The sequence below is a fragment of the Streptomyces sp. NPDC020898 genome (assembly GCF_044333925.1).
Taxonomy (GTDB): domain Bacteria; phylum Actinomycetota; class Actinomycetes; order Streptomycetales; family Streptomycetaceae; genus Streptomyces.
Genome location: NZ_JBIRRV010000007.1, coordinates 248,397 through 271,984, shown reverse-complemented (window position 1 = coordinate 271,984; position 23,588 = coordinate 248,397). Strand labels below are relative to the sequence as shown.

General features: G+C 70.1%; 16 protein-coding genes. 4 read left to right on the top strand and 12 right to left on the bottom strand.

All coding sequences use genetic code 11. The features are described 5' to 3' along the window. Positions 1–79 precede the first annotated feature (79 nt). Complete coding sequence (locus tag ACH4TV_RS23660; protein ID WP_398401176.1) at positions 80–1,405, bottom strand: jacalin-like lectin; 1,326 nt, start codon at positions 1,403–1,405, stop codon at positions 80–82. A 219-nt stretch (positions 1,406–1,624) separates the two neighbouring features. On the opposite strand from ACH4TV_RS23660, the gene ACH4TV_RS23655 reads away from it, so the two are divergent. Beyond that, on the top strand, positions 1,625–3,334 hold the full coding sequence (locus ACH4TV_RS23655) for a PHP domain-containing protein (protein ID WP_398401174.1): 1,710 nt from the start codon (positions 1,625–1,627) through the stop codon (positions 3,332–3,334). Then, complete coding sequence (locus ACH4TV_RS23650) at positions 3,331–3,843, top strand: hypothetical protein (RefSeq protein ID WP_398401173.1); 513 nt, start codon at positions 3,331–3,333, stop codon at positions 3,841–3,843. The genes ACH4TV_RS23655 and ACH4TV_RS23650 overlap by 4 nt, the downstream gene beginning before the upstream one ends. A gap of 54 nt (positions 3,844–3,897) precedes the next feature. Here ACH4TV_RS23650 and ACH4TV_RS23645 read toward each other — a convergent pair whose 3' ends face one another. The 9 genes from ACH4TV_RS23645 to ACH4TV_RS23605 all read right to left on the bottom strand — a co-directional run bounded on the left by ACH4TV_RS23645 (position 3,898) and on the right by ACH4TV_RS23605 (position 15,706). Beyond that, positions 3,898–4,698: an ABC transporter permease gene (locus ACH4TV_RS23645; RefSeq protein ID WP_398401171.1), complete on the bottom strand. Its 801-nt coding sequence runs from the start codon at positions 4,696–4,698 to the stop codon at positions 3,898–3,900. Positions 4,699–4,703: 5 nt separating this feature from the next. Continuing rightward, positions 4,704–5,507 carry an ABC-2 family transporter protein gene (locus tag ACH4TV_RS23640; protein ID WP_398401169.1) on the bottom strand — a complete coding sequence of 268 codons (804 nt, stop codon included), beginning with the start codon at positions 5,505–5,507 and terminating at the stop codon, positions 4,704–4,706. A 1-nt stretch (position 5,508) separates the two neighbouring features. Then, on the bottom strand, positions 5,509–6,528 hold the full coding sequence (locus tag ACH4TV_RS23635) for an ATP-binding cassette domain-containing protein (RefSeq protein WP_398401166.1): 1,020 nt from the start codon (positions 6,526–6,528) through the stop codon (positions 5,509–5,511). A gap of 40 nt (positions 6,529–6,568) precedes the next feature. Continuing rightward, positions 6,569–9,448, bottom strand: coding sequence for a glycoside hydrolase family 2 TIM barrel-domain containing protein (locus ACH4TV_RS23630; RefSeq protein WP_398401164.1), 2,880 nt, complete (start codon positions 9,446–9,448; stop codon positions 6,569–6,571). Between the two features lie 41 nt (positions 9,449–9,489). Continuing rightward, on the bottom strand, positions 9,490–10,386 hold the full coding sequence (locus ACH4TV_RS23625; RefSeq protein WP_398401162.1) for a carbohydrate ABC transporter permease: 897 nt from the start codon (positions 10,384–10,386) through the stop codon (positions 9,490–9,492). Beyond that, positions 10,383–11,348: a carbohydrate ABC transporter permease gene (locus ACH4TV_RS23620; RefSeq protein WP_398401160.1), complete on the bottom strand. Its 966-nt coding sequence runs from the start codon at positions 11,346–11,348 to the stop codon at positions 10,383–10,385. Before ACH4TV_RS23620 ends, ACH4TV_RS23625 begins: the two co-directional genes overlap by 4 nt. Positions 11,349–11,368: 20 nt before the next feature. After that, on the bottom strand, positions 11,369–12,631 hold the full coding sequence (locus ACH4TV_RS23615; RefSeq protein WP_398401158.1) for an ABC transporter substrate-binding protein: 1,263 nt from the start codon (positions 12,629–12,631) through the stop codon (positions 11,369–11,371). Between the two features lie 222 nt (positions 12,632–12,853). After that, a complete protein-coding gene (locus ACH4TV_RS23610; protein ID WP_398401619.1) occupies positions 12,854–14,083 on the bottom strand; it encodes an ROK family protein in 1,230 nt (409 codons plus the stop codon). A gap of 378 nt (positions 14,084–14,461) precedes the next feature. Continuing rightward, positions 14,462–15,706 (bottom strand): FAD-binding protein, encoded by a 1,245-nt coding sequence (locus ACH4TV_RS23605; protein WP_398401156.1) that lies wholly within the window; start codon positions 15,704–15,706, stop codon positions 14,462–14,464. A gap of 151 nt (positions 15,707–15,857) precedes the next feature. On the opposite strand from ACH4TV_RS23605, the gene ACH4TV_RS23600 reads away from it, so the two are divergent. Together ACH4TV_RS23600 and ACH4TV_RS23595 are read left to right on the top strand one after the other, a co-directional pair. Next, positions 15,858–17,180, top strand: a complete 1,323-nt coding sequence (locus ACH4TV_RS23600) for a radical SAM protein (RefSeq protein ID WP_398401155.1) — start codon at positions 15,858–15,860, stop codon at positions 17,178–17,180. 263 nt (positions 17,181–17,443) lie between these two features. After that, positions 17,444–18,934 carry a cellulose binding domain-containing protein gene (locus ACH4TV_RS23595; RefSeq protein ID WP_398401154.1) on the top strand — a complete coding sequence of 497 codons (1,491 nt, stop codon included), beginning with the start codon at positions 17,444–17,446 and terminating at the stop codon, positions 18,932–18,934. 70 nt (positions 18,935–19,004) lie between these two features. Here ACH4TV_RS23595 and gndA read toward each other — a convergent pair whose 3' ends face one another. Continuing rightward, positions 19,005–20,447 (bottom strand): NADP-dependent phosphogluconate dehydrogenase, encoded by a 1,443-nt coding sequence (gndA, locus tag ACH4TV_RS23590; RefSeq protein ID WP_398401153.1) that lies wholly within the window; start codon positions 20,445–20,447, stop codon positions 19,005–19,007. A 92-nt stretch (positions 20,448–20,539) separates the two neighbouring features. Continuing rightward, complete coding sequence (locus tag ACH4TV_RS23585; protein ID WP_398401151.1) at positions 20,540–23,470, bottom strand: AAA family ATPase; 2,931 nt, start codon at positions 23,468–23,470, stop codon at positions 20,540–20,542. Positions 23,471–23,588: the final 118 nt, after the last annotated feature.

Here is a 23,588-nt window from a genome sequence, read left to right as displayed (position 1 = left end):
CGCGCGCAGATCAGGGGCCGCTGGAAGAGGACCGGCCCCGCAGGCCCGCACCTCGTCCAACGGCCCGTGACCGGGCCGGTCAGGCGATCGGCGCGTACACCACGCCCAGCTTGTCGATCTCGGTGCCCGCGCGGCCCGTGAAGCCCACGATCTGCCAGCCCGACGGTGCCGTGAACGTCGCCGTGTCCGTCGTGGCCGTGCCGGAGGTCAGGGTGCGGGCCCTGTCGGTGGTGAACGCCGCCGAGAAGACCCTTGTACGGCCGTCCTTCTGACCCTGCGTCAGCTTCACCGAGGTGAGGTGCTCGCCGGACGCCAGGGTGAGGGAGGTGGCCGTGCCGCCCGTGCCGCCGTGGGTGAGGGTCGTGCCGCTGTCGTGCGTCAGGGACACCGCGTCGAGGCGGGAGGCGCCGCGCAGGGTCAGCGTGCGGGGCGAAAGCGCCGACGGGAGGTCGTCGGCGTCGCTGAACGCCGTGCCGTGCGGGCCGCCGATGAAGTCGCTCGCGCGCAGGTTCGTCGGCAGCGTCCAGGAGAAGTCGACCGCGTGCGGGAAGTGGTCGGAGAGGTTGCCGCCCGCGGAGTCCAGGAACGACGCCCACTCGTTGTTGTAGCGGGTCGCGGAGAGGTTCACGAGCTTGCTGCCCCGGTAGAAGATCTTGTCGACGACCTCGCAGTTGTTCGTCGGCGCGGTCGTCGGGCAGACGAGCGCGTCGCTGCCCTGCGTCGGCTGGACACCGCCCTTCACCAGCTGGACCCAGGCGTCCGTCAGGCCGTTGTCCGACACGAGCGTGCGGATGTTGTCACCGGCACGCGTGTACCGCGTGTTCGTGTCACCGGCGACGATCACCGCGTTGCCCGCGGAGTTGGCCTGGATGAACGCGGACAGCTGCGAGATGTTGGACCGCCGGGCGGCGTGCGCCTCGGTGGTGTCGTCCGCGTTGGGGTGGGCGTTGTACACGTCCACGTAGACACCCTCGGCGAGCCGCACCCGGGTCAGCGAGAAGCCCTTGGGGGTAAGGCAGTTGGTGCCCGTGCAGGCGTTCCACTTCACCCGCTCGACGTCCTGGAAGGCGTAGTCCGAGAGGGTGTTGAGACCGTCCCCGAAGGGCACTCCGCCAGTCGTCGCCGTGCGGTACGCGTGGTTGTCGTTCGCGTACAGCGCCGCGTGGTAGTTGAAGTCCTCCTGCACGTTGACGATGTCGTACGCGCCCAGACGCGGCGATATCAGCGGAGTGTTCACCTCAGGGTTGCCCGAACTCAGCAGCTCGGGAAGGCCCGCGACGTTGTACGTGAGGACGTTGAAGGTGCCCGAGGCGGGAGCCGCGGCCTGTGCGGCGGGCGCGGTCGTGGCGGCGAGACCGGCGACCGCCAGCGCGCCGGCGACCAGGGTGCCGATGAGTCTTCTCATGGTGGGGGTGTCTCCATGGGGAGGATAGGTGAACACTGCTCAGGTTCACGGGGCAACAGTGTGATGGACAAGGGCTCCTGGGGGAACAGTGAGTGGAGAGGCGATCTGCCGCGTCCGGGTCGCCCTGCGATCACCCGTTGGTTGAACAAGGTTCATGTTTCACACCGATTCTCCTCAGGCGGCGCACAGTTGGTGCCGCGTGACTGAGGAGGCGCAGCCATGGGGCACGGACACGGGCATGGGCACGGGGACCACCACCACTCCCACGAGCACGTTCACGAAGGGGGTACGGCGCTGCCCGCCGCCTTCGACACCGCCGTGCCCGACGAGGCCCTGAGCCCCGAACAGCGGTCGCGACGCGCCGTGTTGCGTGGAGCCGGGCTGCTCGGAGCGGGTCTGGCCGCCGCGAGCGTCGTCACTCCGGCCGCCGCCGCTCCCGCGTACGCCGCCACCGGCGGCCGCCGCTCGAACGGCTTCCTGTGGCTGGCCGGCGACCACCACATCCACACCCAGTACAGCAACGACGGCAAGTACCGCGTCGTCGACCAGGTCCGCCAGGGCGCCCGGTACGGCATGGACTGGCTGGTCATCACCGACCACGGCAACGTGACCCACTCGAAGATCGGTGTCGAGAAGGTCAACCCGGACATCCGCGAGGCCCGTGACGCCTACGAAGACACCCTCGTCTTCCAGGGCCTGGAGTGGAACATCCCGGGCGCCGAGCACGGCACGGTCTTCGTGCACCCCGGCAAGAACGAGGTGTCCGTCCTCAAGCAGTTCGAGACCGACTACGACGGCAGCGTGAAGAACGCCTCCAGCTCGACGCCCGCCAACGAGGCGCTCGCCGTCGCGGGCCTCAACTTCCTTGCCGAGCAGGTGAGACGGCGCAAGGTCAAGGACGCGCTGATGCTCGCCAACCACCCGGCGCGGCGCGGTGTCGACTCCCCGCACGAGATCCGCGCCTGGCGCGACGCGACCCCGGCCGGCCACCAGATCGCCGTTGGCTTCGAGGGCGCACCCGGCCACCAGGCGGGCGGCATCGCCGCGCCGACCGGTATGGGCCGGGCCCGCGGCATCTACGACAACAACCCCAGCGCCAACTCCTTCGCCGGTTACCCGCTGGAGAGTTACCGCACCTGGGGCGGCTTCGACTGGATGACGTCCACCGTCGGCGGCCTGTGGGACAGCCTCCTCGCCGAGGGCCGGCCCTGGTGGATCACCGCCAACTCCGACTCGCACCAGGTCTACACGGACACCGCCAAGCGCGGCGGCCCCGACACCGACTACGACCTCAACGGCAAGCACACCGACCCCGTGTACAGCGGCGCCGTCGACCTGACCCAGGGCGACTACTGGCCCGGTCAGTACAGCCGCACCCACGTCGGCTCCGACGGCTTCTCGTACGCCGCCGTCATGGACGGCATCCGGGCCGGCCGGATCTGGGTGGACCACGGCCAGCTGATCAGCGGCCTCGAGGTGCGCGTCTCGGGCGGCGGGCGCTGGAGCACGCTCGGCGGTGCACTACACGTGAAGAGGGGCACGAAGGTCACGCTGACGGTGGACGTGACGATGGCCGACGACCCCAACTGGGCAGGATTCGTACCGGAGTTGGCCCGGGTGGACGTCATCCAGGGCGACGTCACCGGCCCGGTCGCCGACCGGGACACCTTCACGGCGCCGACAGCCAAGGTCGTGAAGTCGTATGACGTGAGCCAGTCCACCGGCACGGTCCGGCTCACCTACGACCTCGGTCGCGTCGACCGTCCGGTGTACGTCCGGCTGCGCGGCTCCGACGGCAACCGGTCCGCGCCGGGCGCCATGGGTGCGGCGGTCGACCCGGCGGGCCCGGCCATCGACGTCGTCGGTGACGCGGACCCGTGGCGCGACCTGTGGTTCTACTCCAACCCGGTGTGGGTGCTGCCTTCGTGACGCCGTACGCCTGCTGGGCCGACACCCCGGTGCCTGCCCTCCGCGCCGCCGATCACCTCCTCCTCGCCCTCGCCACCGAACTCGCCCTCCCCGAGGGCACGTTCGGCTGCACCCACCTCGTACGCGGCGACCGCCCCAGAGTCGCCCTGTCGTTCACGCTGCCGTCCGAGCCGCTCCTGCGCACCGCCGAGGAGCGGCTCACGGCACACGGGTACGAGGTGAGGCCGGGGGTTCCCGACCCGGTGGGTCGCGCGGTCGTCTACCCGGGCGTCGGCTCGCTCAACGGCGCCATGACGGTGGGGGAGTTGCTGACACGGAGCGCCATCGACCGGGTGACGGTTCTGGGCACCCAGGGTCAACCGCCGGTAGGGCAAACGATGGTGACGCATGGTCATGTGCGCCCACAGTGGCATGACGGCGAACTCGTCCTCGCCGCCATGCCCGCCGTCGGGGGCACCCTGGTGCCGTTCGAGGTGCCGGACCCGACACCGTGCTGCGCGGATCACTGAAGGAGTTCACCGAAGGACCGCTGAGGGGACCGCTGTTGGGCCGCTGCGCGGGCGTCACCCATTGACCCCCGTGTAGTGCGCCAGGCTCCACCGCCACAGCAGCCGCGCCCCCAGGAAGGCTGCCAGGCCCACCAACGGTGAGCCCGCCGCCAGCCAGTACGGCACGCCCGTCTCGTCGCCGTGGCCGGTCAGCACCGCCGCCGGGAAGTACGCGACGAACGCCAGCGGCAGCCCGAAGGTGAGGAAGCCGCTCACCGCCCTCGGCAGCACGTTGAGCGGATAGCTGCCGAACGTACCCAGCAGCTCCTCCAGCCAGCGGCCCCAGTAGTCGGCGGCCGGGAAGCGCAGCGAGGCGCAGGCCACCGCTGTGAACAGGGCCGCCTCCAGGAGCATCCCGCCGAGGACACAGACCACGAGGTACGTGATCCGGCCCGCCGTCCAGTCCAGGTTGCTGCGGGACAGGGCGCCCACCATCAGGCCCACGGCCACCGTCAGGTCGCCGATGGCGTTGGTGGGGAAGTAGGACAGCTGGACCTGTCGGAACACCGGCATCGGGCGGACCAGATAGGTGTCGATCATCCCCTCCTGGATGATCCGGCCGATGCCGTGCATCCGCCCGAGGAACAGCACGAAGATGCCGTGCGCCAGCATCCGGGTCGCCGGGATCAGCAGTACCTCCGAGCTGTCCCAGCCGCCCATGCCGGTGAACCGGGTCAGCAGCACCGTCGCGAACACGATCACCGAGACCTGCCAGATGGCGCCGATCGCGATCATCAGCAGGAACTCGGAGCGGTACTCCAGCTGGGCACGGAAGTTGAGGCGCGTGATGCGCCACGCGATACGTACGCCGTTCACGGACCTCAGCCTCCCTGGGAGACGACACGGAGGGCGGCCCGCCGCCACAGGAACCGGGTGAACAGGGCCAGCACGACGATCCAGCCGGCCTGCACGGTGAGCTGGAAGGCGGCGTCCGAGAGCGGGATGCGGCCCACGTACAGCGACAGCGGCACGCTCAGCGTGGCCTGGAAGGGCAGGAAGGAGCTGAGGCTGACGAACCAGTCCGGGAAGAACCACAGCGGTGCGTACACCCCGGACAGCAGGTTCTGCGCGAAGATCAGGATGAGCATCGCGGCGCCGTTGCGCAGCGTCCAGAAGCACAGCTGGTCGATGACGAGCATGACGTAGTAGAGCACCAGCTGGCCGAGCAGCAGACTGAGCGCGAACACCCCGGCCACGGCGGCCGATCCGGGCGGCTCGATCACCCCCGTGGCCAGACAGAGGGCGAACCCGGCGAGCGCCCAGGCGAACCCGTACAGCTGCTCGCCGAGCGCCCGCAGCGCGTAGTAGCGCGCCGGTGCCAGCGGGCGCAGGTACCAGTACACGATCGTGCCGAAGTGCATGTGCTGGAGCACGGTGTCGCGGCCCGCGTACTGGTCCAACTCCCGTAGCCGGGAGGCGAGTACGGCCATGACGGCGTACGTCACCGCCTGCTCGCGGTCGAGGCCGGCCGTCGTACCGGTCTGGTGGTACAGGCCGTTCCACAGGGACGCGACCAGGACCACCTGGACGGTCAGCCGGAGCAGGGCGGCGGTCATCCGGGGCGGGGCGTGCAGCTCACCGAGGGGGGTGACCCTGGCGGCCCGCCAGGCGGGCAGGACGGCCATGTCAGGCGCCCCCCTGCGGTATGTCGGCCGGGGCGTCGGCGTGGACGTACGCGGCCCGCATCACGTCCTCCAGGTCGGCCTCGTCGAGGGCGATGTCCGTCACCTCGTACCGCTCGATGACCTGCTTGAGCGCCTGGTGGACCGTCGGCGCGTCCGGGCCGTCGGGGCCGAAGACCATCTGCGGGCCCTCGCGGCGAAGCAGGGCGATGCCCGGGAGCGCCACGACCTCGGTGTGCGGGTCGGCGAGTGTCGCCCGGACCTGCCAGGTCGAGCCGAACTTCTGCCGGATCTCGTCCAGCGTGCCGTCCAGCACGAGCCGCCCGTGGTTGACGAGGACGACCCGCTCGGCGAGCCGCTCGACCTCCGTCATGTCGTGCGTGGTCAGCAGCACGGTCCGGCCGCGCTCCTCTACCTGGTGCCGCAGGAACTCCCGTACCTGCTCCTTGACCACCACGTCCATACCGATGGTGGGTTCGTCGAGGAACACCACCGGCGGGTCGTGCAGCAGCGCCGCCGCCAGGTCGCAGCGCACCCGCTGGCCCAGCGACAGATGCCGTACGCGGGTGTCCCAGAACGTGGAGAGCTGCAGCAGGTCGTCGAACTCCCGCAGCCGTACGGCGTGTTCGGGCTTGGGTATCTCGTAGATGTCCCGCAGGATCGCGAACGACTCGCGCACCGGCAGGTCCCACCACAGCTGGGTGCGCTGGCCGAACACCGCCCCGATGTTGCGGGCGTTGCGCTCACGCTCCTTGTACGGCACCACGCCCACGACGCGTGCCTCGCCGGACGTGGGCGTGAGGATGCCGGTGAGCATCTTGATGGTCGTCGACTTGCCGGCGCCGTTCGGCCCGAGCAGGGCCAGGAGTTCACCCGGCGCCACGTCGAAGGTGATGTCGGAGACGGCGTCCTTCGCGACGCGCTCCGGCTGGACCAGGGAGCGCAGCGCCCCGGTGAAACCGGGACGCCGCACTGTCGTGTGGAAGGTCCGGGACAGGCCACGAACCTCGATACTGCCGCTCAATGCCCCTCCGGGTGCAGTGAGTTGACGGTATTTCAGTCGATCACTCGGCGGCCGAGAACACAAACGAGAATTCCGTCGGCTCGGCCTTCAGGAAGTACTGCGGCAGCGGGCCGGGACCGCAGGACTGTGAGCCGATGCCGTGCAGGCCGTGGTCGAGGTTGACCCACACCGTGTCGCCGGCCCTGAGGTCGGTGAGGTGGGTGGCCGCGTCCAGTTGCTCGGTGGTCCAGCGCCGGGCGGTGAACCAGAACTCCGATTCGCCCTCGACCCTGAGGCCGTCGAGCTCCACCCAGCGGACGTCGGCACGGGCGCCGTTCTCCTGCGGACGCACGTACGGCGTCTGGAGATCGTCGATGCTCGCGTCCCACTGAAGGTGCTTCGCCGCGGCCTTGGTGTCCGGGTACGCCTCGCCCAGACTGCCGAACCAGACTGCGGAGTCCGTGGCCGCCGGCAGCCCGAAGCGGACGCCGAGCCGGGGCAGCGGCAGCTTCCAGTCGCCCTCAGGAACGACCGAGACGGTCAGGCGCAGCCGCGTTCCGTCGGACGTCCACCGGTACACCGTGCGCAGGCCCACCTCGCGGGCGGCGGGCGCCACCCGGGTCCGTACGGTCAGTCCGTCGCCGTCCGACTCCACGCCGTCCAGCCGGTGTTGCATGCGGTGCAGGCCCAGCTGCCGCCACAGCACGCCGTACCGGGTGTCGTCCTGCCAGGACGCGCCGTCGTCGTTGTCGGTGGGGGCGCGCCACACGTCCAGGCGCAGAACGGTGACGTCCACCCCGTTGAGGGACCGCAGGTCACCGGTGCGGGCGTCGAAGGTGGCCGGGCCGAGCGTGATCCGGTCGCCGTCGGCCGTGGGCCGGGCACCGGTGGCCGTGGGCAGGGGCCCGCGGGGCGCGACGGTCTTCTGCGTCCACGCGACCTCGTGGGCCCGGCCCGCCCAGGGGGTGTCCGCGGCGAGCAGCGCGCGGACCGTCCACTGGACCTCCTCGCCGTTGCCGTCGGGCGCGGGCGCCGGCAGCTTGACCTCCGCCGACTCACCCGGTGCGAGCGGCGGCACGGCGAGCGTGTGCGCACCTGTGGGAAATCCGTCCACCTGGTACGAGAACTCGAACTCCAGGTGCGAGAGATCGGCGAAGTCGTACGCGTTCGTGATCCGTACGGTCCCGTCCGAGCCGTCGGCCTCGATGCGGACCGGCTCGATCACCTTCTTGTACTCGACGAGCCCCGGTGACGGAGTCCGGTCCGGGAAGACCAGCCCGTCGCAGACGAAGTTGCCGTCGTGCAGCTCCTCGCCGAAGTCGCCGCCGTACGCGTAGCCGAACCGCTCGTCCTTGATGCCGTGGTCGATCCACTCCCAGATGAAGCCGCCCTGGATGCGGTCGTGGGCCTCGAAGATCCGCTGGTAGTCGGCGATACCGCCGGGGCCGTTGCCCATGGCGTGCCCGTACTCGCAGAGGATGAAGGGGAGTTGGCGGCGCTTGCCGGTGCCGCCGTCCAGGCCCTGGCCGATGCGCTCGGTCTCCGCGTGGTCGGCGTACATCCGGGAGTACATGTCCGTGTCGCGGCAGTCCCAGTCGCCCTCGTAGTGCACGAGCCGGGAGTCGTCGCGGCCGTGGATCCACTCGGCCATGGCGGTCAGGCCGCGCCCGGTGCCGGCCTCGTTGCCCAGCGACCAGATGACGACGGACGGGTGGTTCTTGTCGCGCTCGACCATCCGGGACGCGCGGTCCAGGAGGGCCGGGGTCCAGCGGTCGTCGTCGACGGGGTTGTCGCGCCAGTTCTGCTCGGTGAATCCGTGGGTCTCCAGGTCGCACTCGTCGATGACCCACAGGCCGTACTCGTCGCACAGGTCGAGGAAGGCCGGGTGCGGCGGGTAGTGCGAGGTGCGGACGGCGTTGAGGTTGTACCGCTTCATCAGCAGCACATCGGCCCGCATGGTCTCCAGGTCGAGTGCGCGCCCCTTCTCGGGGTGCCACTCGTGCCGGTTGACGCCCTTGAAGAGGACGGCCTTGCCGTTGACCTTGATGAGCCCGTCGGACAGTTCCACGGTCCGGAAGCCGATGCGCAACGGCACCCGCTCACCCGCCGTGACCAGCACACCGTCGTACAGACGGGGTGTCTCGGCGGTCCACGGCTCGACCGCGACCGTCACCGGCTCACCGGTCCTGACATCGATGTCCAGCTCGGGGACGGTGACCCGCCCGTCGACGTCGGACTCGACGCGGAGGGTGCCCTCACCGGTCGTGTGGTCGTACGAGGCGTGCGTGAAGAAGTCGAGGACGCTGCCCGCCGGGCGGTGCAGCAGCGTGACGTCGCGGAAGATGCCCGGCAGCCACCACTGGTCCTGGTCCTCCAGGTAGGAGCCCGCCGACCACTGGTGGACCCGGACGGCGAGGACGTTGCCGCTCGGCTTCAGCAGCTGCCCGACCGCGAACTCGTGCGCCAGGCGTGAGCCCTTGAACTCGCCGATCTCCGTGCCGTTCAGCCACACCCGGGCACACGACTCGACGCCGTCGAAGCGCAGCACCGCCCCGCCGTCCGACAGGTCGGGCCAGTCGGACGGCAGGTCGAAGACGTGCAGGTGGTCGCCGGTCGGGTTCGCGGTCGGGACGTGCGGCGGGTCCACCGGGAAGGGGTAGAGGTGGTTGGTGTAGATGGGCGAACCGAAGGCCCCGTCGCCCTGGAGGACCCAGTGGCCGGGGACCGTCACCTCGGCCCAGTCCCCGGCGTCGTAGCCCGGCTCGGCGAACGAGTCGTCCGCGCCGTCGGCGGTCGGCGACAGCCGGAAACTCCAACTGCCGTTGAGGGACAGCGAACCGGCGTCCGAGGACGCGTACCAGGCGCGGGGCGGAAGGGCCCCGCTGCCGGGTGAGACGTCCTCGACGTAGTCGGTCGAGGTGGCCGTGGTGCGGAAGGACATCGGTCTCCTAGTTCAGCCCGTGGTGCAGTCCGATAGGCGGCTCAGCCCTTGATGCCGGTCTGGGCGATCCCCTGCACCAGCCAGCGCTGGAGGAAGAGGAACACGAACACCAGGGGCAGGATGGAAAAGGCGGTCGCCATAAAGATCATATGGAAGACGACGGTCTGGTTGGTCATGTAGTTGGAGAGCGCGACCTGAACGGTCCACGCATCCGGACTCTGGCCGATGACCAGCGGCCACAGGAAGGAGTTCCAGCCCTGGATGAAGGTGATGGTCGCCATCGCCGCGAAGAAGTTCAGCGAGTTGGGTACCACGATGCGCCAGTACGCACCCCAGTAGCCCAGTCCGTCCACCCGCGCCGCCTCCTCCAGCTCCTTGGGGAACCCCAGGAAATACTGCCGGAACAGGAAGCAGGTGAAACCACTGAACAGGCCCGGGATGATGAGCCCCCGGTAGGTGTCCACCCAGCCGAGTGACGAGACCAGCACGAAGCTCGGGACGAAGGTGACCGCCGTCGGGACCATCAGGGTGCCCAGGACGGCGTAGAAGATCTTGTTGGCGTGCTTGTACGGGATGCGGGCCAGACCGTAGCCCGCGAGGGAGCACACCAGCAGGACGCCGACGGTGTGCAGGGTGGCCACGACCGCCGAGTTCCACAGGGACTGGGCGAAGGGCACCGTCTGGTCGTTGAAGAGTTCGCTGATGTTGCCCCACTGGACGTCCGTGGGGAAGAACTTCCAGTTCTCGCCGGTGATCTCGGCGTCCGTGGAGAGGGCGTTGCGGACCAGCAGGTAGAACGGGACCAGGAAGAGGAAGCCGGAGATCCCGGTGGCGATGTAGAGCCCGGTGGAGCTCATCACGCCGCCACCGCGCCTGACGCGACGGGGCTTGTCCGGCGGTGGTGTGGATCCCCGTACCTCGGGCATCGTGGTGGTCACTTGGACTCCTCCCCCCTTCCGAAGCCCATGAACTTGCCCTGGAGCAGGGTCACGGCACAGATCAGCACGGTCAGGACGACCGCGCCCGCGCTGCCGGCACCGTAGTCCTGGCTCTCGCCCAGGGCCTTGTAGTACAGCTCGACCAGGGGTGGACGGCCCCAGGTGGTCTTCGACAGGAGGTTGAAGAACTCGTCGAAGGCCTGGTACGCGGCGACCAGCAGCAGCAGGACCACGGCGGTGGACGTGGCGCGCAGCTGGGGCAGCGTGATGTACCGGAAGGTCTGCCAGCCCGGCTTGGCGCCGTCGATGGCGGCGGCCTCGTACAGCTCGCCGGGGATGTTCTGCAGCGCCGCGATGAACAGGATCATGTAGAAGCCGGACTGCAGCCACAGCCGTGCGCTGACGATGACGAGCCAGTACCAGGGCGGATTGGGGTCGGCCAGCCAGGCGATGTTCTCGATCCCGAACCAGCCGAGGACCGTGTTCATCAGGCCGAAGCGGACGCCGCTGAAGATGGACATCTTCCAGATCAGCGAGGCGGCCACATAGCTGCACGCGGTCGGCAGGAAGAAGACCGACCGGAAGAACGCCCGCATGAAGCGCAGCCGGTTCACCAGCAGGGCCAGGCCCAGCGAGAGCGCCCAGGTGGTGGGCACGATGAACGCGGCGAAGGCGGTGAAGGTGCCGAGCGAGCCGACGAAGTCGTCGTTCGTCAGCATGTACACGTAGTTCTCGAAGCCGACGAACTTGTCGGGCGTGACGGTGAAGCGGGCCTCGAAGAAGCTGAGCCAGAGGCTCCAGAGGATCGGCGCGTAGACGAAGATCGCCAGACCGATGAGGAACGGCCCGGTGAAGAGCCAGAAGTTGAAGGTGGGGCTGCCCCGCAGGGCCCGCCGCGGCTTGGCCGGTGAGGCCTTCGCCGGGGCGGGGCGCGCGAGGTCGCGCGTCTTGGTCGTCGACATGTCGTGATCCGTCCCGCGGCCTATCCGAACAGCTTCTTGAGCTCGCGGTTGACGGCTGTGTCGCACTTGTCGAGCGCGGCCTCCGGGTCCATGTCCTTGCGGACGCTGTTGGCGAAGACGTCCTCGTGGGCGGTGATCATGGCCTGGGTCCAGCCGATGTTGTCGAAGTGCCCGAACTCGTTGAAGAGCCTGACGCCCTCAGCGGCGTTGCCCGACTTGAGCTTGGTGGCCGACTGCGCGAGAGAGGTGCGCGGCGGAACGTGGAAGCCGTAGGAGGTGGCCCAGTCCTCCTGGTACTCCTTCTGGTCGATCCACAGCCACTTCACGTATTCCTTGGCGGCTTCGACGTTCTCGCTCTTGGCGTTGACGAACATCGACCAGCCGCCGTTGTAGACCGACGGCTTGCCGGAGTCGATGGTCTTCGGGAAGGGGAAGACCCCCCAGTCGTCGCCGAGCGCGGCCTGGATGCCCGGCATCGCCCACATGCCGCAGAACTGGATGGCGCACAGGCCCTGGTTGAGCGAGGACGGGTCCCAGGACTCGGTCGGTGCGCCGAGGAGAAGGTCGCCGCTGGTGAACAGCTTGCGCATCTTCTTGATGCCCTCGATGACGCCGTCCGTGTGGTAGGCGATCTCGTTCTTCTCGTTGAGGGTGTCGGCACCGGCCGACCAGATCATCGGCCTGATGACGTTGTGCAGGTCGTTGCCCATGTACAGGCCCTTGACCTTGTTGGTGGTCAGCTTGGCGGCGGCCTCCATCAGCTCGTCGAGCGTGGTCGGCACCTCGACCTTGGCCTGCTCCAGCATCGACTTGCGGTAGAAGAAGAACTGCGGGTCGTCGATCATCCGGACGCCGTATATCTTGCCGTCCACCGTGTGCGACTTGATGTCCGCCGGGTTGAAGTCCGCCTTGACCGGCTCGATGATGTCGGTCAGGTCCGCCACCTGGCCGCTCTTGATCATCTGAATCTGCGGGTGGAACTCGAAGAGGTCGGGCGCGTTCTTGGTGAGCAGCGTCGCGAAGAGCTTGCTCTCGAAGTCGGCGCTGGTGATCCACTGCGTGGTCACGTTGGCCTTGTCATAGGCCTTGGCGTACTTCTTGATGGCCTGCTCGGTGCCCGCCTCGCCGTACGCGTGGAAGTACTGCGTGAGGTTCGTGCCCGAACTGCCTCCGCTGGAACGCCCGGTGTTGCCGCCACAGGCGGTCAGCGCGCCCGCGGCGGACAGGCCTGCGGCGGCCCGGAAGATGGATCGGCGGTCCCAGTTGTTGCTCATGGCCGACATGTGACGTCCTTGTCTCTGGTGCGGCTGCGGGCCACGGGCTCAACGCCGAGTGGCTGAAACAGGAGGTGCGGAGCGGGACGTTAACCTTCGGCTAAGGCTTCGGCAAGGGGTTGGACGAAGCCCGTTCGAAACGTTGTGGAGTGTTCGGGATGTCGGACGCGACCGAGCGGCGGACCGCCTCAACGGTGGTTCGCACAGGGGTGGTTGACGGTCGGATCAGTCCTATTTCAACGGCATCGGACGGATAGGTCTGGGGGATCGCTGGGTGACCGAGGACAGGGCGCCTTCGAGGGCGAAGGTCGCGGCGCCCAGGCACGCCGGGGCGGGGGAGATCGGGGAGAGGACGATCTCGGTGGCGGCCAACGGCCGGGGCAGCGCGTGCCGGGCGACGGCCTCGCGCACCTCGGCGACCAGCGGTTCACCGAGGGCCGCAGCCACCCAACTGCTGAGCACGATCACTTCGGGGTTGAGGATGTTGACCAGGGTGGCGATGCCGGCACCGAGGTAACGGGCGGTGTCGCGAACGACTTTGACCGCCACCGGGTCCTGCTCGACCATCCCCCGGGCCAGCGCGTGGATGGTGGCGGTCTGGTCCTCCGGGTGCAACATCAGGCTGTCGGGGCTGAGTTCCCGCAGGTTCAGCATGATCCCGGGCGCGCCGACATACGTCTCCACGCAGCCCTGGTTGCCGCAGCGGCACAGCCGGCCGTCCAGGACGACCGTCGTGTGGCCCCACTCGCCGGCGCTGTTGCTCACCCCCCGGTGCAGCCCGCCGCCCAGGATCAGCCCGGCGCCCACGCCGGTCCCGAGGTTGACCACCACGGCGTTGCCGCGTCCGCGGGCGGCCCCGAACCAGAGCTCGGCCAGCGCGCCGGCGCGCAGCGGGTTGTCCAGGTACAGGGGATAGGCGATGTGCTCGGTGAGCAGGTCGAGCAGCGGCACGTCGTGCCAGTCCCAGTTGGGCGCGTACTCCGCGATGCCGGTCGCGCGGTCCACCTGCCCCGGCACGCTCACGCCGACGCCGAGCACCCGGGCGCCCTCGATCCCGGCCTGCATGACCACCGAGCCGACGGCGGCGGCGACATGGCCGACCACCTGCTCGGGGAGGCTCTCACCGGGGCGGACGTCCTCCTCGGCGCGGGCCAGGACGTTCAGCGCCAGGTCGAACAGCTCGACATGGACGTACGTCTCCGCGATGTCGACGCCGATCAGCGCCCCGCCCGCCGCGTTGACGGCCACCAGGCCCCTCGGGCGCCCGCCCGCCGAGTCCTCGAAACCGACCTCGGTCAGCATCCGCAGGTCGAGGAGCTCCCCGACGAGCGTGGCGACCGTGGCGAGGCTGAGCCCGGTGGCGGCGGCCAGCTCCTGCCGGGACGTCGGCGAGGCGGCGATGATCTGGCGCAGCACCTCGTAGCGGTTCGCGGTGCGGATGTCACGTGACGTGCGCTTCACCACCGGGCTTGCCCCCTCGACCGTGCGCAGACCTCAGCGCAGACAGCGCGCCGGAGCACGACGGCACCGGCGCGGCGCAAGGCTATGGGCAGCGGGGGAGGTTCGACAAGGGGTTAGGAAAGGGGCTGAAGAAAGTCTCTCCGCAGCTAGGCCCTGTCGTCACATTCCCGTCTGCCCTGCGACGCCATGCACGCTCCCCCACTGCCTTGAGGGCGTGGGAGGGGCCCCCACTCGCCGCACCGGGCACAGACCCACGTACAACCAGTACGAGGGCCTGCGCCCGGCACGCCGAGAGCACGCACCTGACGCCGCAGGGCCCGCCCTCCGGGCGGACGACGGGAATGTGACGACAGGACCTAGCACGCCCGGCGGAGGGGTTCAGTCACCGAGCACCTCCCGTACGAAGGCGTTGGTGAACTTCGCCGACGGGTCCAGGGACACAGCCAGCGCCCTGAAGTCCTCCAGCCGCGGATACCGTCCGCGCACCACCTCCGCCGGTACGGCGAACACCTTGCCCCAGTGCGGGCGCGGGCCGAACGGGTTCAGCACCGCCTCGACCCGCCGCACCACGGGCAGCACCAGCTCCGTGTCCGCCACCCAGGTGAAGTGGAACGCCACGCTGTCGCGCCCCTGCGCCGGGCTCAGCCACTGGGTGTCGGCGGCGATCGTCCGGACCTCGCAGATCTGGAGCACCGGCGCGATGACGTCACGGATCGCGTCGAGCGAGCGCAGGGCGTCGACGGCGTACGGTCGCGGCACCAGGTACTCCGACTGGAGCTCCTCGCCGCTGCTCGGCGTGAACTCCGCCCGGAAGTGGGGGAGTCGCTCGTGCCACGGCCCCGGCACCCCGAACTGCTCGGTGCAGTTCACGGCCGGCATCCCCGGCACCGGGTGCATCGCCTCGGTGGCGGGCGCCGCCCACGGGAAGTCCACCGGCAACTGGTCGGTACGCCGCTTCAGCCACACCTGCCCGAAGCCCGGCCCACGCCAGTCGGTGAACAGACTCACGCTGTACGCCGAGCCCGCCACGGACTCGAAGTCCAGCCCCTCCAGGGGCAGTTCGGTGAACACGTACTGCTCGACCTCGAAGTCCGGCTCCAGGTCCAGGGTGAGCGCCGTGACGACGCCCAGGGCGCCCAGGGAGGTGACGGCGCCGTCGAAGCGGTCCTCGCCCCGGGTGATCGTCACGGTCTCGCCGTCCGCCGTGACCAGCTCGACCTCGCGGACGACAGCGGAGAGCGGGCCGTTGCCGACCCCCGAACCGTGCGTACCGGTCGCCACCGACCCCGCGACGGAGATGTGCGGGAGGGACGCCATGTTGTGCAGCGCGAGCCCGTGCCGCTGGACGACCCGGGCCAGCTCCGCGTACCGGACGCCGCCCCCGACCCGTACCGTACGGGCCGCCGTGTCGACGTCGATCTCCTGGCCCAGCGCGGTCAGGGAGAGCAGGACACCGTCGCCGCCCGGCTCGGCGATCTGGTTGAACGAGTGCCCGCTGCCCAGTACCCGCACCTTCGCGCTCTGAGCCACGAGCGCCCGCAGGGCGTCCAGGGAGTGCGGTCGGTGCAGCTCCTTGGGCGTGTAGGTGATGTTGCCCGCCCAGTTCGTCAGCGTCTCGGCCATGGGGTCCGTCCCTCCGCTCAGATGCGTCGAACCTTCTCACGCAGCGGGGTGTGACATGCCCGAGGGTGCCCCGCGGCCATGGACGCGCAGGCGGGGGCATACCGTGAGGAGTCGAACGCCGGAGTACCGCCGGAGCTGGAGGAGACACGGGATGGGCAGCCGCACCGCGCTGGTCGAGGATCTGATGGAGCGCTTTCCGCACGTACCGCGGGAAGCCGTCTTCAAAGAGGACCTGCTCAGGGGTGGGGTCGCCTTCGACCCGTCCGCGCTCAGCGACAACGAGAGCGGCGACGTCAAGCCGAAGTCGTACTTCATCTTCTCCTTCGACCACGGCACCCTGCCCGAGCTGGGCGAGGCCGCGCTGCGACGCCCGCCCGAGGAGATCATTCTCACCGGCGGCCCGTACGACCTGCGCCGGACCGTCGTGTCGGTGCGGGTGAACCCGGCGTCCCCCTACCGCGTGGCCGCCGACGAGCACGGCGTGCTCGGGCTGTACCTCGACGGCAAGCGGATCTCGGACGTCGGTGTGCCGCCGATGCCCGAGTACTACAAGCACAAGCTCGCCAACGGGAAGTCCGTCATGGAGGTCGCCCCCACCATCCAGTGGGGCTACCTGATCTATCTGACCGTCTTCCGGGTCTGCCAGTACTTCGGCGCCAAGGAGGAGTGCCAGTACTGCGACATCAACCACAACTGGCGCCAGCAGAAGGCGGCAGGGCGGCCCTACACGGGCGTGAAGGATGTCGACGAGGTCCTGGAAGCCCTGGAGATCATCGACCGCTACGACACGGCGAAGGCCTCCACCGCCTACACCCTCACCGGCGGCGCGATCACCTCCAAGCTCCAGGGCCGTGACGAGGCAGACTTCTACGGCATGTACGCCAAGGCCATCGAGGAGCACTTCCCGGGCCGCTGGATCGGCAAGGTCGTCGCCCAGGCGCTGCCGAAGGACGACGTACAGCGCTTCAAGGACTACGGCGTGCAGATCTACCACCCCAACTACGAGGTGTGGGACGAGTACCTCTTCAAGATGTACTGCCCCGGCAAGGAGCGTTACGTCGGCCGCGACGAGTGGCACAAGCGCATCCTCGACTCGGCGGACGTCTTCGGCGCACGCAACGTGATCCCCAACTTCGTCGCGGGCGTGGAGATGGCGGAGCCCTTCGGGTTCACGACGGTCGACGAGGCGATCGCCTCCACCACCGAGGGCCTGCGCTTCTTCATGTCGCACGGCATCACGCCCCGCTTCACCACCTGGTGCCCCGAGATCACCACCCCGCTCGGCAAGGCCAATCCCCAGGGCGCGCCGCTCGAGTACCACATCCGGCTGTTGGAGGCGTATCGCCGGACGATGGACGAGTTCGGCCTCGACTCGCCCCCCGGCTACGGCGAACCCGGCCCCGGCCGCGCCGTCTTCTCCGTCAGCTCCTTCATGGACAGCCTGCCGGCCCGGGATCCCGCGCCGAAGATCTGAACGGAACACCGCCGAGATCCGTACGGGGGGACGGTGGTCGCACTCCAGGGGAACGAATCCGGTCGTTTTTCGCACCCCGCGACCACCGTACGGTGAGCCCGCGTTGACATGTTGCGACATGTGGATACGTCGCTTGTCAGTTGTGTGGGGAACGTGAAAAGCTCGGGCTCCGTTCTGCGAAACGGTCCCCAACTCCCCTTCTCGTGGGGTCAGTTGACCTTGACGTTGGCGCGTGCAAGCCGTTGATGCTGGAGTCCCCCCATATGCCAGATCTGCCGACCCCTCAGGACGCCGCCGAAGCAGCGCTGTTCTCCGAGTGCTGGGACGCGGTCCTCTCGTACGCCGACCTGTGCACGTCCGGCTCGTCCGCCGGCGCCGAGCTGGCCGCCGAGGCGTTCACGCACGGTATCCACGCCGCCCGGGCCGCCGAGTTCGGAGCGCGCAACACCGGGCGCCGAATACCCCGCCTGCCCTGGATCCCCCTGCTGCTGGCGGCAGTTCGCAGCACCGCCGCCTCCTGGGAGGAGACCGGCCACGGCAACCATCTCGACCCCGACCTGCGGCTGTGGCTCAACTCCGACAAGGCCGCACGGTACGTCGGACCGCCGCTGCGCCGCCCGCTCGCCCTGCGCGCCCTGCGCGACATGCAGGAACCGGACGCGGCCCTGCTCTGGCTGGCCGAGGTGGAGTCGCTGCCGCTGCCCCAGGTGGCCCGCCGGCTCGGCCTCGACCCGGAGCGCGCCGCCGAGGAACTCGCCCAGGTGCAGAGCCTGTTCAGAGACCGGTGCCAGCGCAACCTCCTCGACACCCCGTTGAGCAGCGACTGCCGCGCCTTCGCCCGGCTCCTCGACGCGGTCACCCGCTCGCCGGGCACCGACACCCCCGAGGATCTCTCCTGGCACCTCGCGACCTGCGTGGAGTGCTCGGAGGCCGCCGCCTGTCTGCGCCTGCACGGCGGAAGCAGCGGACTGTCCGTCGCTCTCGCCGGCGGCGTCATCGGCTGGGGCGGGCTCGCCTACCTGGAACGGCGCCGCCGCGCCGCCGAGGCGGGTCTGCTGGGCGGGCGTTCGGAAGCGGGCATCGACACCGGTCTCACCATCGGGGAGTTCCGCCCGCGCATCGGCCGGACGGCGATCCTGGTCTCGGCCGTCATCGTCTCCGCACTGGCACTCACGGTGTCACTGATGCCCTTCGACGGCTCCGGCAACGACGTCTCCGCGAAGGGCGGCACGACCGACGGGCAGCCCGTGATGGACCCGGCGCCCGTCCTGCCGTCCACGGTCCCCGCGGTCTCCACGCCGTCCGAGTCCCCCCAGCCGTCGGACACAGGCTCGTCCCCGGCCTCCTCCGGCAGACCCGACCCGGGGCCGCAGGGCACCTCCTCGTCGACCGCGCGCGGCCGGACGACGGAGCCGGGTCCCGACGAGAGCGCCCCGGTGACCTGCCAGGTCGAGTTCGACCTCGTCAACGAGTGGCCCGACGGCTTCCAGGCCACCATCAGCTTCACCTCCGCGAAGGCCCTCGACGGCTGGAGCTTCGCCTGGAGCTTCCGCGACGGCCAGCGGGTCGGCCAGATGTGGGACGCGAGCTTCTCCCAGGACGGCGCCCGCGTCACCGCCACGGGCGCCGACTACAACAGAGTGGTCGCGGCCGGCGGCACGGTCTCCGTCGGCTTCCTCGCCAGCCGGCAGGACAGCAACGCGGTCCCGTTCGACTTCACCCTGAACGGAAGCAGTTGCACGAGCACGACCTGACACACGCGACGCGAAGGTACGGGTCCTTCGTGAGCCCGGCAGCACCGCGCTCACGAGGCCCCGGCCCAGGTCAGATCACCTCGGTCTCGCTCCGGTCGGGCCGCTCCCAGAGGGTGTGGAAGCGACCCTCACGGTCGGTGCGCCGGTAGGTGTGGGCGCCGAAGTAGTCGCGCTGGCCCTGGGTGAGGGCGGCCGGGAGGCGCTCCGTGCGCAGGGTGTCGTAGTACGACAGGGCGGCGGAGAACGCCGGGACCGGTACGCCGTGCCGGGCGGCCGTGGCGACGACCTCGCGCCAGGGCACCTGGGAGTCGGTGATCTCGGCCGCGAAGCCCTCCTCGGTGAGCAGGGTGACCCGGCAGGGATCGGCGGCGTAGGCGGCCCGTATCCGGTCGAGGAACGCGGCCCGGACGATGCAGCCGCCGCGCCAGATCCTGGCGATCGCGCCGAGGTCGATGTCCCAGCCGTACGCGGCCGACGCGTCCAGGATCAGCTTCCAGCCCTGGTCGTAGGCGATGAGCTTCGACGCGTACAAGGCGTGCTCGACCAGACAGGCGAAGCGCTCCGCCTCGTACGCGGTGAGGTCCCAGCTGGTGCCGCCGGGCAGCTCGCGGTAGGCGGCGCGCAGGGCGCTCTGGCCCGAGGCGGCGCGGGCGAACGTGGCCTGGGCGATGGCGGTGACCGGGGAACCGAGGTCCAGGGCGGACCGTACGGTCCACTGGCCGGTGCCCTTCTGGCCGGCGGCGTCGGCCACGACATCCACGAAGGGTCTGCCGGTGGCGGCGTCGGTGTGGGCGAGCACCTCGGCGGTGATCTCCATCAGGTAGGAGTCGAGGCGCCCCTTGTTCCACTGCCGGAACACCTCGGCGATCCGCGCCGGTTCGTAACCGCCGACCTGGCGCAGCAGGTGATAGGCCTCGCCGATCAGCTGCATGTCGGCGTACTCGATGCCGTTGTGCACCATCTTCACGAAGTGCCCGGCGCCGTCCGTGCCGACATGGGTGACACAGGGCTCGCCGTCCACCTTGGCACTGATCGTCTCGAACATCGGCCCGAGCGCGGCGTACGACGCCACAGAGCCGCCCGGCATGATGCTCGGCCCGTTCAGCGCGCCCTCCTCGCCGCCCGAGACACCTACCCCCACGAAGTGGATACCGAGCCCGCGCAGCGCCTGTTCCCGGCGGCGGGTGTCGGTGAAGTGGGCGTTGCCGCCGTCGATGATCATGTCGCCGGGTTCCAGGAGCGCGGCGAACTCGTCGACCACCGCATCGGTGGCCGCCCCTGCCTGCACCATGATCATGACCCGCCGGGGCCGCTCCAGGGCCGCCACGAACTGCTCGGCCGTCTCCGCCGGCACGAAGTCGCCCTCGTGCCCGAAATCCTCGACCAGCGCCTTGGTCCTCGCGGGCGTCCGATTGTGGAGGGCCACCGTGTAACCGTGCCGGGCGAAGTTCCGGGCCAGATTCCGGCCCATCACCGCCAGGCCCGTGACGCCGATCTGCGCGGTCGCCTTCATGGTGTGCTCCTTCGTTCCGGAGGTGCCGTCCACCGTCCTCGGCGGTCCGAACTGCCGCCGTGATCAGGTACGCGTGGTGGGGCCCCAGTTGTTCAGCCGTCTCCTCGTGGGTTGGGCGCGTTTCCCGCGCCGGGGTCCTGGCCGCCCAGTTCGGACCGGATCTGCAGCACGGCGAGAGCGGCTCGTGAAGTGACCCCGGTCTTGCGGTAGATGCGGCTGAGATGCGACTCGACCGTACGGGGACTGAGGTAGAGCCGGGCGGCGATGGTGGGGGTGGTCAGGCCTTCGGCGACGAGGGCGGCGATCTCACGTTCACGCGGGGACAGGGACACGGAAAGGGAAGGGGACGGGGCCACGGCGGCAGGTCCGTCGTCGGCCGCGGTTGCCGGTGTGTCGTACACGGCTGGGCGCAAGGCGTCCGCCAGGCCGGTCAGTTGAAGCGCACCGCCGGCCGCGGCGAGTTGCCGGGCGCGTGTCCACATGGCTCGGGCCCGGTCCGGGTGACCGGCGGCCGCGGTCAGGGGAGCGCCGAGCAGCAGGCTGAACGTCTCCCACAGGACCGTTCCCTGGCGGGCTGTTTTCGCCGCGGCCTCCTCGACCAGTTCGGCAGCCGCCGCCAGGTCGCCGTCGGCGAGAAGACAGTGGGCGGTGCTGCGCAGCGCCGCGGCCTGCTGAGTCGGCAAGCCCAGCTGGTCCGCCTCCCTACGGGCACGCTCCGCCCAGTTCCTGGCCGCGTCCGTCTCGCCTGCGGCGACGGCGGAGACGACGAGGATTTCCATGATGAGTGGGCGCATGGACGGCTGGAGTCCGCTCAGGTCGTCACCCCCGGCACGGAGAACTGCGCTCCGGGCGCGCGGCATGTCGCCGGTGAGCACGACGGCATGTGCGAGCAGGCACCAGGCGATCGAGGCCCACCAACTGGTGCCCATACCTGCCGCGGCGACGGCTTCCTCGGCCACCGTCAGCGCGGTGCGGTCCTCCGGCGGCACCGCGTAGGTCAGGGCGTAGGCCTTGTTGGCCAGCACGAAGGCCAGGAGCTCGTCGCTGCCGATGCCACGGGCGATGGTCTCCGCCTCGTCGGCCAGTTCCACGGCCGAGTCGAGCCGAAGGGTCTGGATGTGGACCTGCGCCTTGCACAGCAGCAGATGCGGCAGGACGTAGAGCAGGCCGCCGCGCCGGGCGATGGCCAGGCCGCGGTCGGCGTGCCGTTCGGCATCGGCGTACCGCTCCAGGAACGCCTCTGCCCAGCCGAGGCGGACGAGCGCCTCGCAGAGACTCGCGAGGTCGTGATCGGTCAGGGCGTCGACCAGGGCCGCCGCCCGGTCGGTGGCCTCCCGGGCGGCGGACATCTCACCTTCGTACGTCTCCCCGAGGGCCATGATCGCGAGCGCCATGGCCTCGGCGACCTCGTCGCCCGACGAGCGGGCCAGGTCGAGGGTGCGGGCCACGTCGGCGCGTACCTGCGGGTAGGCGGTGGAGTGCGGCGCGGACGAACCCAGTTCCAGGCCGAGTTCGACGGCGTCCGCAGGGGCCGGGCCCGGGACTCGGGAGAGCTCACGGCGCAGGAGCGCGACCGCCTCGGCGTAGCGCCCGAGGTGACGTTCCATCACGGCGCAGAGCGTGACGGCAGAGGTCCGTACGCCGGTCGCGTCCGCCTCACCCGGCGGCGACATGGCGATCACCTGGTGCAGCAGGTCCCGGCTCTCCCGAAGCCCTCCGCACACACCCAGGGCCTGGGCCCGGCGCAGCATCAGATCGCGGCGCAGCGAGGTGTGCCGCGGGTGGTCGGGGAGGTTCGCGAGCGCGACGCCCAGCCAGTGGGCGCTGCTCGCGGGGGCGGTGGAGGCGGATCGTCCGGCCGCCTCGGACAGTACGGCGACGGCCTCCGGGTCCCAGCCGGTCAGCGACCGCTCGACGTGGTGGGCGCGCTCGGTGGCGGGGGCGCCGGCGTCGGCCAGTCCGGCTGCGGCGAGGCGGTGGATACGGACGCGCTCCTGGGGGGCGATGCTCTCGTGGACGAGCGTCCTCAGCACCGGATGGCGCAACGTCCACCGCCCGCCGGGGCCGGGACGCAGCACATCGCGGCGGGCCAGCGCATCAAGGTCCGCGTCGACTCCGGCCTCGTCCCGCCCGGTCACCACGGCCAGCAGAGCGGCGGTGCCATGGTCTCCCAGGACGGCCACCACCTCGGCGGTGCGGCGCTGGGCCGCGGTGAGCGGTGTCAGTTCGTCCAGCAGGAGGGAGCCGAGCCCGGCCGAGGGCTGCGGGGCGCCGTGCCCTCGGGGCTGCCCGGCCTGTCCGGCGCGTCCCGCCTGCAGAAGGGCGAGGAAGTACAGGGGATTGCCGTCGCTGGCGGCGTACAGTTCGGCGGCCCGGCCGGGCGGCAGGCCGGGGGCCACCTCGGGGGCCAGGACCTCGAGACACGCGTGCTCGGCGAGTGGTCCGAGGTCCAGCCGGAGCACCGTACCCAGGTCGATGCCCCGGGTGAGCGCGGCGGTGAGAGAGGTCGCGGTCTGGCGGTCGCGGCGGGCCACGACGATCACGACCGGGGCGTACGGGGGATGCCGGACGAGGTGGTCGAGGAGTTCCAGGGACGCCGGGTCCGCCCAGTGCAGGTCGTCCAGGGCCACGACGAGCCCCCGGCGGCGTGGGCGGCGGCCGGTCCCGGTACCGGCGTCGGGACCGGTACCGGCGATGTCGGCGAGCAGCTTCACGACGGTTCGGTGCAGCCCGAACCGGTTGCCCTGGCGCCCGGCCCCGGCACCAGGATCCGCAAGGGCCACGTCATGGTCGGCCAGGGCGTCGCTGAACGGCTGGTACGGGATGTGCTGTTCGTACTCGGTGGCCCGGCCGTGCAGCACGGTCATTCCCCGGGCCCGCGCCCGTCGGCAGAACTCGGCCATGAGCCGGCTCTTGCCGATGCCCGCGGCGCCGGCAAGGTCCACGACGGTCGAACCGCAGTCCTGGTCGAGCGTCCGGTCGAGCACCGCGTCCAGGCGATCCAGCTCAGCCGTTCGGCTCACCAGCGGAATCACGTCTCCACCTCACTGCCCATGGCAGCCCGCCGTACCGAGCCCCGCGCATCAGATGATCTTACGTATCCGATTGCGTGACTTCACGGACGCCCCCTGCCCACCACCT